Source organism: Marinobacter sp. R17, from assembly GCF_003789045.1.
Lineage (GTDB): Bacteria > Pseudomonadota > Gammaproteobacteria > Pseudomonadales > Oleiphilaceae > Marinobacter_A > Marinobacter_A mangrovi.
The window spans coordinates 206,758-221,389 of sequence record NZ_RHGZ01000002.1 but is presented as its reverse complement, the minus strand read 5'-3'; the positions used below and the strand labels follow the sequence as shown (position 1 = coordinate 221,389).

Annotated in this window: 14 protein-coding genes; 3 read left to right on the top strand and 11 right to left on the bottom strand. The window is 60.6% G+C overall.

Going from position 1 to position 14,632, the window contains the following annotated elements; genetic code table 11:
* Positions 1 to 3: 3 nt before the first annotated feature.
* From fabF to EB809_RS02985, 7 genes are all read right to left on the bottom strand, one after another.
* Positions 4 to 1,245, bottom strand: coding sequence for a beta-ketoacyl-ACP synthase II (gene fabF / locus EB809_RS03015; protein ID WP_123633385.1), 1,242 nt, complete (start codon positions 1,243 to 1,245; stop codon positions 4 to 6).
* 321 nt (positions 1,246 to 1,566) lie between these two features.
* Positions 1,567 to 1,800, bottom strand: a complete 234-nt coding sequence (gene acpP, locus EB809_RS03010) for an acyl carrier protein (protein ID WP_007154069.1) — start codon at positions 1,798 to 1,800, stop codon at positions 1,567 to 1,569.
* A gap of 122 nt (positions 1,801 to 1,922) precedes the next feature.
* Positions 1,923 to 2,660: a 3-oxoacyl-ACP reductase FabG gene (gene fabG / locus EB809_RS03005; protein WP_123633323.1), complete on the bottom strand. Its 738-nt coding sequence runs from the start codon at positions 2,658 to 2,660 to the stop codon at positions 1,923 to 1,925.
* A 19-nt stretch (positions 2,661 to 2,679) separates the two neighbouring features.
* Positions 2,680 to 3,615, bottom strand: coding sequence for an ACP S-malonyltransferase (gene fabD, locus EB809_RS03000; protein WP_123633322.1), 936 nt, complete (start codon positions 3,613 to 3,615; stop codon positions 2,680 to 2,682).
* Between the two features lie 78 nt (positions 3,616 to 3,693).
* Positions 3,694 to 4,695 carry a phosphate acyltransferase PlsX gene (plsX, locus tag EB809_RS02995; protein WP_123633321.1) on the bottom strand — a complete coding sequence of 334 codons (1,002 nt, stop codon included), beginning with the start codon at positions 4,693 to 4,695 and terminating at the stop codon, positions 3,694 to 3,696.
* Between the two features lie 73 nt (positions 4,696 to 4,768).
* A complete protein-coding gene (rpmF, locus tag EB809_RS02990; RefSeq protein ID WP_123633320.1) occupies positions 4,769 to 4,948 on the bottom strand; it encodes a 50S ribosomal protein L32 in 180 nt (59 codons plus the stop codon).
* A gap of 81 nt (positions 4,949 to 5,029) precedes the next feature.
* A complete protein-coding gene (locus EB809_RS02985) occupies positions 5,030 to 5,467 on the bottom strand; it encodes a YceD family protein (RefSeq protein ID WP_223807789.1) in 438 nt (145 codons plus the stop codon).
* A 270-nt stretch (positions 5,468 to 5,737) separates the two neighbouring features.
* Between EB809_RS02985 and EB809_RS02980 the strand changes: the two genes are divergently transcribed.
* Complete coding sequence (locus EB809_RS02980) at positions 5,738 to 6,355, top strand: Maf family protein (protein ID WP_123633318.1); 618 nt, start codon at positions 5,738 to 5,740, stop codon at positions 6,353 to 6,355.
* On the opposite strand, the gene EB809_RS02975 is transcribed toward EB809_RS02980, so the two are convergent.
* Genes EB809_RS02975 through rluC form a run of 3 tightly spaced genes read right to left on the bottom strand, consistent with a single transcriptional unit; the run spans position 6,331 to position 9,155 of the window.
* Positions 6,331 to 7,362: a S49 family peptidase gene (locus tag EB809_RS02975; protein ID WP_123633317.1), complete on the bottom strand. Its 1,032-nt coding sequence runs from the start codon at positions 7,360 to 7,362 to the stop codon at positions 6,331 to 6,333. The genes EB809_RS02980 and EB809_RS02975 overlap by 25 nt on opposite strands.
* 37 nt (positions 7,363 to 7,399) lie before the next feature.
* The gene (locus tag EB809_RS02970; protein ID WP_123633316.1) at positions 7,400 to 8,050 is read right to left on the bottom strand and encodes an HAD-IA family hydrolase; all 651 of its coding nucleotides are present in this window, start codon (positions 8,048 to 8,050) and stop codon (positions 7,400 to 7,402) included.
* Between the two features lie 28 nt (positions 8,051 to 8,078).
* A complete protein-coding gene (gene rluC, locus EB809_RS02965) occupies positions 8,079 to 9,155 on the bottom strand; it encodes a 23S rRNA pseudouridine(955/2504/2580) synthase RluC (RefSeq protein WP_123633315.1) in 1,077 nt (358 codons plus the stop codon).
* A gap of 595 nt (positions 9,156 to 9,750) precedes the next feature.
* Here rluC and rne point away from each other — a divergent pair.
* Complete coding sequence (gene rne, locus EB809_RS02960) at positions 9,751 to 12,972, top strand: ribonuclease E (protein ID WP_123633314.1); 3,222 nt, start codon at positions 9,751 to 9,753, stop codon at positions 12,970 to 12,972.
* 189 nt (positions 12,973 to 13,161) lie between these two features.
* Complete coding sequence (locus tag EB809_RS02955; protein WP_123633313.1) at positions 13,162 to 13,701, top strand: YecA family protein; 540 nt, start codon at positions 13,162 to 13,164, stop codon at positions 13,699 to 13,701.
* Positions 13,702 to 13,737: 36 nt separating this feature from the next.
* Here the strand turns inward: EB809_RS02955 and EB809_RS02950 are convergent, their stop codons facing one another.
* Positions 13,738 to 14,604: a PHP domain-containing protein gene (locus EB809_RS02950; protein ID WP_123633312.1), complete on the bottom strand. Its 867-nt coding sequence runs from the start codon at positions 14,602 to 14,604 to the stop codon at positions 13,738 to 13,740.
* Between the last annotated feature and the right edge of the window lie 28 nt (positions 14,605 to 14,632).

The window sequence follows — 14,632 nt, the reverse complement described above, 5'->3', positions numbered from 1 at the left end:
GGATCAGTCCTCGTAGCGACGGAAGATCAGGGTGCCGTTGGTGCCGCCAAAACCGAAGGAGTTGGACAGTACGGCATTGAGCTCCGCTTCGCGGGCTTTGTGCGGGACGAAATCCAGATCGCACCCGTCCTCCGGGTTATCCAGATTGATCGTTGGCGGCAGAATGCCGTCGCGCAGGGCCAGCAGCGAGAAGATTGCCTCCACCGCGCCGGCGGCACCCAGCAGATGGCCGGTCATGGACTTGGTGCTGGACATCGCCAGCTTGTAGGCGTGATCGCCAAACACCGCCTTGACGGCATCGACCTCCGCCACGTCGCCGACTGACGTCGAGGTGCCGTGAGCATTGATGTAGTCAATATCAGACGGCTCGATACCGGCATCACGCAGGGCGTTCTGCATGGAACGCTGGGCGCCCTCACCCGACGGGGCGGTGATGTGATGGGCGTCGTCGCTCATGCCGAAACCGACGACTTCGCCATAGATGGTCGCACCACGGCGCTTGGCGTGCTCCAGCTCCTCTAGCACCAGGACACCGGCGCCGTCACTCAGCACAAACCCGTCACGGTCCTTATCCCACGGGCGACTGGCCTTTTCCGGCTCATCGTTGCGGGTGGACAGGGCACGGGCAGAGCCAAAAGCGGCAATACCGGTCGGCGTGGTCGCCATTTCGGAACCGCCGGCCAGCATCACATCCGCATCCCCGTACTGGATGGTTCGAGCGGCGTAACCGATATTGTGAGTACCCGTAGTGCACGCCGTGGTGATAGCGATGTTCGGCCCTTTAAAGCCGAATCGGATGGCCACGTTACCGGCCACCATGTTGATGACAGATGCCGGGACGAAGAAAGGAGACACCTTACGCGGGCCCTTCTCTTCCAGGATCAGGACGTTCTTTTCAATGAATTCCAGGCCGCCGATACCGGAGCCGATGGCAATCCCAACGCGGTCGAGGTCACAGGATCCGTCGGCATCCAGACCACTGTCCTGCACGGCCTGCGTTGCCGCTGCAATGCCATAATGGATGAACGCATCCATCTTGCGGGCGTCTTTCGCGCTCAGGTATTGCTCCAGATCGAGATCCTTGACCGCTCCGCCAATCCGCGTGTTGAAATCCGTCGAATCAAACCGGTCAATCGGCCCGATACCGCTGCGGCCGGTACGAATGCCCTCCCAGGTGGAGGCCACGTCGTTACCCAGCGGAGAGACAGTACCGAGACCCGTGATTACGACACGTCGTCCAGACATCATTGAATCACCTATTGTTTCCCGTCGGTCGCCGGATATGCAGCCGGCTCACCATCATCATTGGGTCATTGTTGTTCACAGGGCGACTCGTTATTCGCCCGCTTCCGGCCGTCATCCGGAAAGAGACACCGGACCTCGCGGTTTATCGCAAACCCCGGTGACGTTATTGTGACAATGTCACATATCGGCTGTCATGGCATCCGACTCACTGCACAATTCGATGCAGTTCGCCATCGCCTGACACCCTGACGCCAATAAAAAAGCCGCCCTTAATGACCCGACTAAGGACGGCTTCTGCTTGGCTTTCAATAAAACTGAGTATCAGGTATGCGCGACGATGTAGTCGATCGCGTCCTGAACACTGGCGAGCTTCTCAGCTTCTTCGTCAGGAATCTCGGTCTCGAATTCCTCTTCGAGAGCCATGACCAGCTCAACGGTGTCCAGTGAATCCGCGCCCAGATCCTCTACGAAAGAAGACGTGTTCTGAACTTCAGACTCCTTGACGCCCAGCTGTTCACAAACAATCTTCTTCACGCGCTCTTCGACTGTACTCATAGTTTCCTCACTTAATTCGCAACCAAGCACTGAATTTGTGTGCAGTTTAGTGTAATCCCCACCCGCAAACAAGCAGGGTTTGAAGCTAAAGGCTTGTTGTTCAAAGGGTTACAACAAACCCATTATCCCATGAACATACCACCGTTCACGTTAATGGTTTCCCCGGTGACGTAGGCCGCTTCCTGTGAAGCCAGGAACGCCACCGCCGCAGCAACCTCTTCCGGCTCGCCCAGACGACCGGCGGGAATGACACTCATCATAGCGTCCCGCTGGCTGTCGTCCAGTTTCTTCGTCATATCCGTATCAATAAAGCCCGGTGCCACGCTGTTTACCGTGATACCGCGATTGGCCATCTCTTTTGCCAGACTGCGGGTCATACCCTCGACGCCGGCTTTGGCCGCACAGTAGTTCACCTGTCCCGGGTTGCCCATACCGGCGACCACAGAACTGATGTTGATGATCCGGCCCCAGCGCGCCTTGGCCATCCCCCGCAGCACCGCCTTGCTGGTGCGATAGATCGAGCTGAGGTTGGTGTTGATCACCGCATCCCAGTCGTCTTCCTTCATCCGCATCAGCAGGTTGTCACGGGTAATACCCGCGTTGTTCACGAGAATCACCGGCGCACCGGACTTTTCAGTGACGGCTTTCAGTCCCGCGTCGATGCTCTCGGCATCGGACACGTTCATCACGATCCCATACCCGCCCTTGGGGGACAGGGCTTCGGTGATACCCTCAGCGCCCGCCTCGGACGTGGCCGTGCCGATCACCACCGCGCCACGATCGGCGAGCACTTTCGCAATTTCCCGGCCAATTCCCCGGCTGGCGCCGGTAACCAGGGCAACCTTGCCTTCCAGTGACATATAGCGTGTCTCTCCTGTCTTATCCTTTAACCCCGTCAAGGGCCTTCTGCAACGCGTCCGGACTTTCGATCGGGAACACGCTGAGGTTGCGGTCAATGCGTTTGGCCAGGCCGGCCAACACTTTGCCGGGACCACACTCGACGGCAGCCTCGACGCCTTCCTCGCTCAAGTAGCGGACGGAATCCGTCCACTGCACCGGCGAATACAGCTGACGCAGGAGGTTCTCCTTGAGGCTGTTGCGATCCTGCTCCGGTGCCGCATTCACATTCTGCACGACCGGTATGACAGCATCGTTGAAATTAACGTCATCCAGCGCCTTGGCCAGCTCGTCGGCGGCCGGCTTCATCAGGGCGCAGTGGGAAGGTACGCTGACCGGAAGCGGCAGTGCGCGCTTCGCGCCCTTACCCTTACAGATTTCGATGGCCCGATCGACCGCTGCGGTGCTGCCCGCAACAACAACCTGGCCCGGCGCATTGAAGTTGACCGCCGCGACAACATCGCCTTCGGCCGCCTCTTCACACGCTGCGATGACCACATCGTCTTCGAGGCCCAGAATGGCTGCCATACGGCCCTGACCTGCCGGAACCGCATCCTGCATCAGCTCGCCACGAAGGCGAACCAGCTTGACTGCGTCGAAGAAGTTCAGGCTTTCCGCCGCAACCAGCGCACTGTACTCGCCGAGGCTGTGACCTGCCAGGAAGTCAGGACGCGGGCCATCCGCAACAAACCACTGTCGCCAAAGGGCTACACTGGCTGTGAGCAACGCCGGCTGGGTGATGGCGGTGGAATTGAGCTCGTCTTCCGGACCATCCTTGCAAATCGACCAGAGATCAAAGCCCAGCACCTGGGACGCTTCGGAGAATGTCTGAGCAATGATCGGCCAGGCTTCTGCCGCCTCACCAAGCATGCCTATCGATTGTGATCCCTGTCCCGGGAAAAGAAATGCTGATTTCATGGCGCTCAGTCTACCCCTGTTTTGTGCCTGAGAAGATTAGCCAATGGTACAAGCCTTGAGACCACAAAACACGGGGCTTCAGATCATCAATTCGTCCAGTTGCTCATTGATGCGACGGGGTACCTCGAGACGCACCTCACGATAAGCCTGCCGGATCGCAGCCAGCATGGCCCGCTCATTGGCATTACCGTGGCTCTTGATCACCACGCCCTGCAGACCCAGCAGACTGGCGCCGTTGTGGCGCGAGGGATCAATGGTCTTGAGCAGTCGCGTCAGTGTCGGGCGCGCGAGCCAGCCAATCATCCGGCCATACAGCGTCCGGGTGAACGTCTGATCCAGCAACTCCATCAGCATGGCGGCGACGCCTTCACCGGTTTTCAGGGCGATGTTGCCGACGAACCCGTCACAAACCACCACATCGGCCACGTCCCGGAACAGATCGCTGCCTTCCACATACCCGATATAGTTGAGGGTCTCGCATTGGGCCAGCATATGGGACGCCAAACGGACCTGTTCGTTCCCCTTGATTTCCTCTTCACCGACATTGAGCAGGGCCACGCGAGGCTCCTGCAGGCTGTTCACGGCAGAGGCCATCAGGGATCCCATCAGGGCATACTGGTACAGGTTTTCCGCCGAGGCATCGACGTTGGCACCCAGGTCCAGCACATGGCATCGCCCGCGCAGCGAGGGGATCAGCTTGACGATGGCCGGCCGTTCAATGCCCGGATACATGCGCAGCAGGGAGCGTCCAAAGGCCATCAACGCACCGGTATTGCCGGCGCTGACACAGCCCTGGGCTTCACCATCGCGCACCAGGCGCAAGGCAACGGCCATCGAAGAATGCTGTCTGTGACGTAAAGCGTGGGAGGGTCGTTCATTCATCCGGACCACGTCGATCGCTTCGACGATACGGATGCGGGGATGGGATTCGGTCAGAGAGGTCTCGAGTTCACTTTGCTGACCCACAAGAATGATGCTCAGGGATTCGTTTTCCCGAACAGCGTCAAGCGCTGCCGAGACGGCGATGGCGGGACCGCGGTCACCGCTCATCGCATCAACGGCAATGGTGATCGAAGTCATCGTTCACCTTGCAGGCGGATGCGGCCGGTTGTGTCCTGTCGAACACGGACAATGGCAGGCCGCACCGGCTCAATTACTCGTCGCGAGTCTCGACGACCTGCTTCCCACGGTAGAAACCGTCCGGGGAAACGTGGTGACGACGATGCACTTCGCCAGTGGTGGAATCAACTGACAGGGCCGCAGTGCCCAGTGCATCGTGAGAACGACGCATGCCGCGCTTGGAGCGGGTCTTACGGTTCTGTTGTACAGCCATGGTATTACTCCTGAGCTAAAAAATATTAAAGCGCCGTGCGCTGTTCAGCGACCGGCGTCCTGTTCCGCGACGCACTGCGAATCAGTGATCGTCTTTTTTCTTGAGCTCCGCCAGAACACTGAACGGATTCTCGCGCTGCTCCGGTTCGTCATCCGGCTGTTCATCCTGCTCGGCGTCGAGCGCCTCGAGGGTGCCGGCAGCCGGACAATCCTCAAGCTCATGCAGCGGATACGGCGGGATGACCAGTAACAGCTCATCCTCGACCATCTGCCAGAGATCCGCCTCGAAGTCGTCCATCAGGAAAGGCTCCAGATCCCGCGGCAACTGGCGTGCCTGCTCGTCACTGACCACCAACCCCAACTGAAACGACGACGCCAGAGACGCATTCATCGCCGACATGCAACGCTGACATTCGAGAACAACCGGCGCGTCCAGACGCCCCTCGACGATCCGGCGCTTTTCCGCATCCATTCCAAACTGCAAATGGACACTGACGTCGCCCTCCTGATCAAGCAGCAAGGCTGCGAATCGGGGGAGCGAACGCAATGCAATGATACCGTCAAGACTCGCTTCTTTTTCAGCAAGCTTGTTGGGTTCAACGGTCCGGGGCAGCTCGGCATTCGACATAGGCGCGCAATTTTAGGGCCCCGCCCTGCGGCTGTCAAAGCCTTCTGCGCGTTATTTCGGCAATTACACAAGCTTTGCCGTGTCGGCAGAAGCCGTACGGAGGATTTCGATGATCGATCGGGTCCGGTATCCTTGCCGAAATCACGGCCGCCAGAGACCATCATGACCGTCAAACCACTGCTTCTCGCCTCGTCATCACCTTACCGCAAAGCCTTGCTGGAACGCCTGCAACTGCCGTTCATATGCGCCTCCCCGGACATTGACGAGACCCCGTTCGCCGGAGAAACCGCGGAAGACCTGGCGGTACGCCTGGCGGAAGGCAAGGCGGAAGCCCTGGTCGGGCGCTATCCGGGCCACCTGATCATTGGCTCGGACCAGGTTGCCGAGTTGGCCGATGGCACCTTACTCAACAAACCCGGCGACCATGCCATTGCCCAGCAGCAACTCGCGGCCTGCAGCGGCCAATCCGTGCTTTTCCACACCGGCCTGGCCCTGACGGACGCCGACTCCGGCAGCACATGGAGTCTGTGCGAGCCGTTCCGCGTCCACTTTCGCGACCTGGACCACGAAACCATCGACCAGTACCTCAGTGTGGAACAGCCTTACGACTGCGCTGGCAGCTTTCGCATGGAGGGCCTCGGCATCGCCCTGTTCCGCGCCTTCGAGGGACGCGACCCGAACAGCTTGATCGGCCTGCCGCTCATCGCCCTGGTCGATCTGCTGAAAACCCAGGGCATCGACCCGATTGCCGCGGCCTACCGCAATTCCAGGCGCGACTGAACCAGCGCCTGGGCCAGCCCGCTGCCCACGGAGACACCCAGGTCGTCGACCAACTGCTTGAATGGCGACGGCTTATGGCTGTAATCGACCAGCTCCTTTTCACCAACCACGTCGCGCGCCACGTAGCTGGCACTGCCCAGACCATCGATCAGGCCCAGCTTCAGCGCCTGCTCGCCGGTCCAGACCAGACCGCTGAACAACTCGTCGCTCTCTTTCAGACGATCGCCGCGTCCTTCCCGAACCTGTTCGATAAACTGCTGGTGCGTGGTTTCCAGCACGTTCTGCCAGAAAGCCACTTCACCCGGCTTTTCCGGTGAGAACGGATCAAGAAACGCCTTGTTCTTGCCGGCGGTATAGAGCCGCCGCTCCACACCCAGCTTGTCCATCAGCCCGGTAAAGCCGAATCCACCGGCCACCACACCGATCGACCCCACCAGACTCGCTTTGTCGGCGTAGATCTCATCCGCGGCAACCGCAATATAGTAGGCACCGGACGCGCCAATATCGGAGATCACGGCGTAGACCTTCTTGTCCGGGTGCTCGCCTTTCAGGCGCTCGATTTCGTCATTAATGTAACCCGCCTGCACCGGACTCCCGCCGGGACTGTTGATGCGCAGCAGGACCGCTTTGGCATCCGGCGCTTCGAAAGCATCCCGCAGCGCGGCGATGACATCATCCGCATTGGCCTCTTCATCCGCAGCGATGGGGCCATTGATTCCCACCACCGCCGTATGCGGCCCGGCGGCCGCCTTGAGACCGGACTCCACTGGCGCCTTCAGCAGGAACAGCAGGGCAAACAGGTAGATGAACGTCAGCGACTTGAAGAAAATCCCCCAGCGCCGACTCTTACGCTGCTCCGACTGCATCGACAGCACGAGCTTCTCAATGAGCTTCCAGTCACGCTTCTCTTCCGGGGCCTGCGCATGACCCGAAGCCGACTCCCCCCGCGAAGGTGGCGCGGACTCCGATCCCCACCCTGCCTTGCCGTCATTATCCCAATCTGACATCGCTTGCTTCCTTACTGCTGCTGGATCATTTCAGTTCTCAGGTCAGCTTCAGCGCCTGCCTGAGGCCATCGACATCACTGACAATGGCTGCCGGCGAGAAAGCCGCCAGACGGTCGCGCTGATGCACCCCCCATTCCACACCAATAGCCGGCATCCCGATTCGCTGCGCCATCTCCATGTCGTACACGGTATCGCCGATCATCACCGCGTCCTCTGCGGCGATGCCAAAGTGCGCGATAATTTCCCGCAGCATCGTCGGATCGGGTTTGGAACGCGTTTCATCTGCACAACGGGTAATCGCGAAACGCGGTCCCAGCCCGGTCGATTCCAGGGCCCGATTCATCCCCCGGCGGCTCTTGCCTGTCGCGACCGCCAAACCTTCCGCCGCCACACCCAGGTCCGTCAACAGCGTCTCAATACCGGGAAAAATATTCTGCGGCGTGGTTTGCTGACTGAAAAAGTACCGCGCATAGCCTTCCCGAATGGCATTGATGTCGTCCCCATCGAGGCCGGGATAAAGCTTCTGCAACGCTTCAATGATGCCCAGCCCGATAATATCCCGATAGGCCTCCATTTCCCGCGCCGGAAATCCCAGTTCGGTGGCGGCACCATGCAGACTGCTGGCGATATGCTCCACCGAGTCGACCACCGTCCCATCCCAATCAAAAATCACCACTTTTGGGGTCACGTTCTTACTACTCCGTCTCAAATACTGTTCAACGGTGCGCCCGGCGCTCCCGAAGCCGCTCCAGCGTTTGCGCGAATACGTCCTCATAAGGCGCCTCGAAGCGCATCTGGCGGCCGCCGGGCACCTCCAGTTCCAACGCATGGGCATGGAGCATCAGCCGCTGACCACCCATCGCCCGGAAGGCCTTGAGACTGACATCATCCATATACTTGTCATCGCCCGCGATCGGATGACCACCAAAGGCGCAGTGAACGCGAATCTGGTGTGTCCGACCGGTAACCGGAAACGCTTCGACCAGACTGTAGCCATCAAACAGCTCCAACACGCGAAACCGTGTCAGCGCGGCCTTACCCGCTTCAGACACCCGCACCATGCGCTCTCCTGAACGCAGCTCGAACCGCTCCAGCGGCGCATCCACTTCAGTCCGGCTCGCCGACCAGTGCCCGGCCACCAGCGTATGATAAAGCTTGGTGACCCGCTTGGCGCGGATCTCGTCCTGCAGGTGACGCAGCGCCGCCCGCTTTTTGGCCACCATGATCACCCCGGACGTATCCCGATCGAGCCGGTGAACCAACTCCAGAAAGCGGGCCTCCGGCCGGGCCGCCCTCAGCGCCTCGATCAACCCAAAACTCAGACCACTGCCGCCATGCACCGCCATTCCCTGGGGCTTGTTCACCACCAGCATCTGCTCGTCTTCGTAGATAATGGCGTCCTCAACCACACGACGGACTCGCGCCCCCGGCACTGGCGTTGCCGGCTTCTCTTTGGCAACCACCGGCGGGATCCGGACCGTATCGCCGGCTGCAAGCCGGGAGTCAGGCTTCGCGCGCTTTTTGTTGATGCGCACTTCGCCTTTGCGAACGATCCGGTAGATGGCGCTCTTGGGGACACCCTTGAGCTGGGTCAGCAGAAAATTGTCCAGGCGCTGCCCGGCCCCATCCTCATCGATGGCGACCCAACGGACACCGGTCTTACGCGAAGGCTCAGCCTCCGTCTTTACGGCGGGTTTTTCCCGGTTCGGCGCCGGTTTGCGCTTTGGTGTCGTGGCTCGGCTGCCGGGCCGCGATCGGGCCGGGCCTTTTCTGTCGGGTTTCTGCCTGGGCATGGTCTGACGGTATTCCGGGGAGTGTGACGCAGGATTGACGAGCCGGCGCAATGCTGTTATGTTCCGGCCTGCTTTTATGCTCAAAATCGAGCCCTATAATAGTAAGGTAATCGATACAAGCGAGCCGGAAGTATACCGACACTACTCAAGACTTTGAAAGCCGGCGGCCAGACACAGTGCTGCTGGTCATCGGGCAGAGCAAAAAGGCACCCTTTCATCACCTGTTGATCCTACAGGGTCCGGGTTGGAGGGGGAGACATGTTCAATCCGCACGGAAAACCGGCGGGTGACATCGCGAAGAATCATTGCAATCACGCCGGGCCGGGCCGTCCAGCTTACGAATATGACGTGAGACCTTGGAGCCGGTGTGAACTTGAACTGGATAGCATGCGTCAACTGACACTGAATCGTTACGGTTTATTCCCGCAATCGTCGGATTTACAGACCGTTAGCCTTCTCGCAAGCGTGGAGCGGCCTGCCGCTACCGCCTGATTGTGTCCGGCTGCCTAACGTCAGCCGCCTGCTGCATCCTGCCTCGCCGATGAGCGCCAGAATGGCCGGTTTCCGTCGTTAACCGACAGGAAACTCGTTCTTCATGAAAAGAATGCTGATAAATGCAACTCACCCGGAAGAGTTGCGCGTTGCATTGGTAGATGGACAGCGGCTTTTTGATCTCGACATCGAAGCCAGTAACCGGGAACAGAAGAAATCCAACATCTACAAGGGCAAGATCACCCGCATCGAGCCCAGCCTTGAAGCCGCCTTTGTCGACTTTGGCGCCGAGCGCCACGGCTTCCTGCCCCTCAAGGAAATCTCCAAGGAATACTTCAAGAAGTCGCCCAAGGACATCGAGGGCAAGATCAACATCAAGGACGTCCTGAACGAAGGCCAGGAAGTCATCATCCAGGTCGACAAGGAAGAACGTGGCAACAAGGGCGCCGCCCTCACCACCTTCATCTCCCTCGCCGGCCGCTACCTCGTCCTGATGCCGAACAACCCCCGTGCAGGCGGTATTTCCCGCCGCATTGAAGGCGAAGAGCGCTCGCAGCTCAAAGAAGCCATGAACGGCGTCGAAGTGCCTCGCAACATGGGCGTGATCGTTCGTACGGCCGGCATCGGGCGCTCCAGCGAAGAACTGCAGTGGGACCTCAACTACCTGACCCAGATCTGGCAGGCGATCACCGATGCGTCCTCCAGCCGTCAGGCCCCGTTCCTGATTCACCAGGAAAGCAACGTCATCATTCGCGCAGTTCGCGACTACCTCCGCCAGGACATCGGCGAGGTGCTGATCGATTCCGAGGTGGTTTACGAAGACGTCCTGAGTTTCGTGCAGGCAGTCATGCCGTCGTTCGAGAACAAGATCAAGCTGTACAAGGACGAGATTCCGCTGTTCAGCCGCTATCAGATCGAAGGCCAGATCGAAACCGCGTTCCAGCGCGAAGTGAAACTGCCCTCCGGCGGCTCCATCGTTATCGATCCGACTGAGGCCCTGGTGTCCATCGACATCAACTCCTCTCGCGCCACCAAGGGCCACGACATCGAGGAGACGGCCCTGCAGACCAACCTGGAAGCGGCCGAAGAGATCGCTCGCCAGTTGCGCCTGCGCGACATCGGCGGCCTGATCGTCATCGACTTCATCGACATGACGCCGGCCAAGCACCAGCGTGAAGTGGAACAGAAAGTCCGCGAGGCGCTGGAACTCGATCGCGCCCGCGTCCAGGTGGGCAAGATCTCGCGCTTCGGCCTGCTGGAAATGTCCCGTCAGCGTCTGCGTCCGTCCCTGGGCGAGACCCGCAGCGAGGTCTGTCCGCGCTGTGACGGTCAGGGCACGATCCGCGGTATCGAGTCCCTCGCACTGAGTATCATGCGCCTGATCTTTGAAGAGGCGGCCAAGGACAAGACCGGCGAAGTACGCGCCATCGTGCCGGTGCCGGTGGCCACCTTCCTGCTGAACGAAAAACGCCAGCAGCTGGCCGATATCGAGGCACGGGAGGACGTGAACGTCCTGGTCGTCCCCAACCCGCACCTGGATACGCCGCACTTCGAAATCCTGCGTGTCCGCGAAGACGAAATCAGCGCGGTCGAGCGCGGCACCAGCTACCAGATTGCCGAAGAGTATAAAGAAGACGAAACCCAGGAAACCCAGGTTGCCCGCGAGCAGCCGGCGCGCGAAGAAGCCGCCGTCAAGGGTATCCGTCCGGCCGCCGCCCCGGCCCCGAAAGCCGCCGAGGCACAAACGACCAGCGAGCAGGACGAAGGTCTGTTCAAGCGCCTGTCCCGCAAGCTGTCCGCGTTCTTCAGCGACGAGCCGGTTGAGCAGACCGAAAGTCGCGACAAGAACGAGCAGCGCCCCCCGTCGCAGCGTCGTGACGGCGGTGGTCGCCAGGACCGTCGTAAGGCGCGCGTGGCTCGTGACGACAATGGCAATCGCGATGACAACCTCAATGCCGGTAATCGTCGTCAGGGCGAATCCAACCGTCGCCAGAATCAGGACGACGGCGGCGGCAATCGCCGCAGCAAGGGCCGTCGCAACTCCGATCAGCAGCCGTCCAACAAAGGACAGCAGCAAAACCAGGGTGGCAACAAGTCCGGCGGAAACAACAAGCGCAAGGACAACCGTCAGGACGATAAGCGTGGTCAGAAGGATCAGGCTCCCCAGAAGGAGCAAAAGGATCAGAAAGACCAGAAGGAACAGGATCGCGGCGCCCAGGGCGGTAAGCAGCAGCAATCGTCACGGAGTGGTGACGAGAAACGCCGTCGGCCACGCCGTCCACGCAACCGCGACGGCTCACCGGTAGAGCAGGACAAGCGCCAGAGCGAAGAGCGCAAAGCCAATAAACCGCAGGCCGCGGACAAGCCAGCTGCCGACAAACCGGCTCAGGCCCAACAGGGCAACGACAAGGGCGCCGAACAACCCAAAGCCACCGATCAGGGTAAGGCACCGGAGCAACGTAAGCCGGACGCCCAACCGCAAGCGGCAGAGCAGCCCAAGGCCGATGCCCCACCGAGCGCCGAGACAGCCGGTAAACCGACTGAGAGTGCGCCGAAGGCTGAAAGCAAGCCGGCCAAGCAGGACGAAAAGAGCAGCCCTGCCCCGGCGGACGCCAGCAAGCCTGAGGCAGCTCAGGACAAGAAGTCCGAACAGCCTGAAGCGAAAAAGGATCAGAGCCAGCCTGCGGCCGACAATAAAGCCGAAACCAAACCGGCTGAGACCAAGGGCGAAAAGGCTGAAGACAAGACTGATAAGCCCAAGCCGGCCGCAAAACCGGAAGCCGCCCAGGGTGACAAGCCAAACGCACCGGCCAAGCCGGCCGCCGAGAAGGCACCGGAAGCCAAGACTGAGCCGGCCGAACGGCCCGCTAAAGACGGCAACAAGCCAGCCGAATCGGTAGCCCCGAAGGCAGAGCAGCCCCAAAAGGCGCCGGAAAAGCCGAAGGCCGACGCCCCGGCTGAAAAAGCCGAAGCAAAACCGGAGCCGGCCGAGAAGACCGCGCCGAAGAAGGAAGCCGCGGAAAAGGCTGAACCGGCGCAGGAGAAGCCGTCCGGCGCTGATCGCTCCGACTCCGCGAAGGCTTCGCCCGAGTCTGCCGAAAAGGCACCTCAGAAGGCCCAGCCCGAACCGGAAAAAGCAGCGCCAGCCGCGTCCGGCGACAAGGGAGAACCCGCGTTAGCCCCGTCCGGCCGTGCGTACAACGATCCGCGCGAAGTCCGTAAGCGTCAGTTGGCCGCCAAGAAAGAGGCCGGCAAAAAAGACAATGACGACAAGCCGGCCGCCGAAACCGCAGCCTCAGACGACAAGCCGTCTCAAGAAGGCTGAAACGGCAGCCACATGGCCAGGCGCTTCCCCATGAAGCGCCGATAACGCCGATACCAAAGCGGGCCCCGATCATCGGGGCCCGCTTTTTTGTCATCAACGACGCGCTATCATCACCCGTTAACACAATGACATACAGTCTTTCGGCGAGAGCCGCTATACTGGCGGGTGTTCCAACAGGAGTATTTCCTTATGCTGTCTCCCCAAGAAATCGAAGCGGTTGAAGACATCCTGTTTGCCGATCCCTGGGGTGACGATGCCCTGGACTTTTTCGGACTGCACGGTGTGGTCAGTGCCAGTGTTGTCGGCCCGCACGAGCTGGATGCCAAGGCCATGTTCCTGATTGCAACCGGGCTGGATGAACTGCCCTCGGCCGGCGTTCCCCAGGCATTTTCCCATGCGGTCGACAAACTGAGCGCCAGCATGGCCGCTTCCCTCGACCGTGGCGAAGCCCTGGAACTGCCGGAACCGGAAGACGGCGACCCGATGAACGCGCTCGAGAACTGGTGCGCCGGCTTCGTCGACACCTTCCTGCAGCATGAGGATGAATGGCTGGAAGCCAATGAGAAAGAGACGGCCGACCTGCTGGTGCCGATGCTGGCACTTTCCGGCCTGTTTGAAGACGAGGATTTCGAGCGGGTGCGCAGCAGCGACAAGCTGAGCCAGGACATGGCGGACGCCATCCCCGACTCCCTCACGGATCTATACCTACTGTTTCACGTTCCGGCCTGAAACGCTCCTGCAGGCACTCAGACCTGCAGATCGGCGTCAGCCCACACTGACGCCGAGACGCCGCCAGATGGGCTCCAGCCCGTCAGGCAGCGCACCAGGCAATCGCCCCAGCTCACACCACGGCGCTCCCGGAAAGTGAAAATCACTGCCTTGGGACGCCAGGTAGCCTTCACGCCGGCACAGCTCGACCAGAAAACCCAGATCGCCACTGGACTGGCCAGAGGTCAGCACCTCCATTCCCAGCCCGCCACAGGCGGTAAAATCCTTCATCAGCTCCCGCAAACGGGTGGCCGTCATCTTGTACTTGCGGGGATGCGCCACAACCGCCACGCCGCTCGCATCGGTGATCCATCGGGTGACCGTCTCCAGTGACGGCCAACAGGCTTTCACGTCGCCCGGCTTGCCGGCGCCCAGATAGCGCTTGAACGCCTGCCCGCTGTCGCGCACCACCGACTCGTCAACCAGGACCCGGGCAAAATGCGGCCGCCCGGGCACGTCACCGCCGGCAGCCTCCGTGGCCTTCTCCAGGAGCTGATCGACGTTCAGGCGCCGCAGACGCTCGGTAATCTGACGCGCACGCCGCCAGCGATTATCGGCCTGCTCCGCCAGCGCCGCCTGCCATCGCGGATCGTCGTTATCGAACCCGAGCCCCACGATGTGAATCGTCAGGGAGCGCCACTGACAGGACAGTTCAATGCCGTTAATCAGGGTCATGCCGCACGCTTCGGCCGCCCGCGCCGCCTCGGCAAGGCCGCCCGTCGTATCATGATCGGTCAGCGCCAGGTGCGTCACGCCGTTGGCAGATGCCCGTTGCACCAGATCGGTTGGCGACAGAGCGCCATCAGACACGTTGCTGTGACAATGCAGGTCAATGCGGGCAGATTGTGTTGCGGATATGGTCATATGTGGCGGAACCCTTTAATGTACGTCA

Bases quoted from the DNA above. Each gene is read 5' to 3' on its own strand.
- EB809_RS02975 (WP_123633317.1), bottom strand. From the start codon at position 7,362: ATGTCAGATTGGGATAATGACGGCAAGGCAGGGTGGGGATCGGAGTCC.
- rpmF (WP_123633320.1), bottom strand. From the start codon at position 4,948: ATGGCTGTACAACAGAACCGTAAGACCCGCTCCAAGCGCGGCATGCGT.
- fabD (WP_123633322.1), bottom strand. From the start codon at position 3,615: ATGAAATCAGCATTTCTTTTCCCGGGACAGGGATCACAATCGATAGGC.
- rluC (WP_123633315.1), bottom strand. From the start codon at position 9,155: ATGCCCAGGCAGAAACCCGACAGAAAAGGCCCGGCCCGATCGCGGCCC.
- EB809_RS02980 (WP_123633318.1), top strand. From the start codon at position 5,738: ATGACCGTCAAACCACTGCTTCTCGCCTCGTCATCACCTTACCGCAAA.
- EB809_RS02955 (WP_123633313.1), top strand. From the start codon at position 13,162: ATGCTGTCTCCCCAAGAAATCGAAGCGGTTGAAGACATCCTGTTTGCC.
- acpP (WP_007154069.1), bottom strand. From the start codon at position 1,800: ATGAGTACAGTCGAAGAGCGCGTGAAGAAGATTGTTTGTGAACAGCTG.
- fabG (WP_123633323.1), bottom strand. From the start codon at position 2,660: ATGTCACTGGAAGGCAAGGTTGCCCTGGTTACCGGCGCCAGCCGGGGA.
- EB809_RS02950 (WP_123633312.1), bottom strand. From the start codon at position 14,604: ATGACCATATCCGCAACACAATCTGCCCGCATTGACCTGCATTGTCAC.
- fabF (WP_123633385.1), bottom strand. From the start codon at position 1,245: ATGTCTGGACGACGTGTCGTAATCACGGGTCTCGGTACTGTCTCTCCG.
- rne (WP_123633314.1), top strand. From the start codon at position 9,751: ATGAAAAGAATGCTGATAAATGCAACTCACCCGGAAGAGTTGCGCGTT.
- plsX (WP_123633321.1), bottom strand. From the start codon at position 4,695: ATGACTTCGATCACCATTGCCGTTGATGCGATGAGCGGTGACCGCGGT.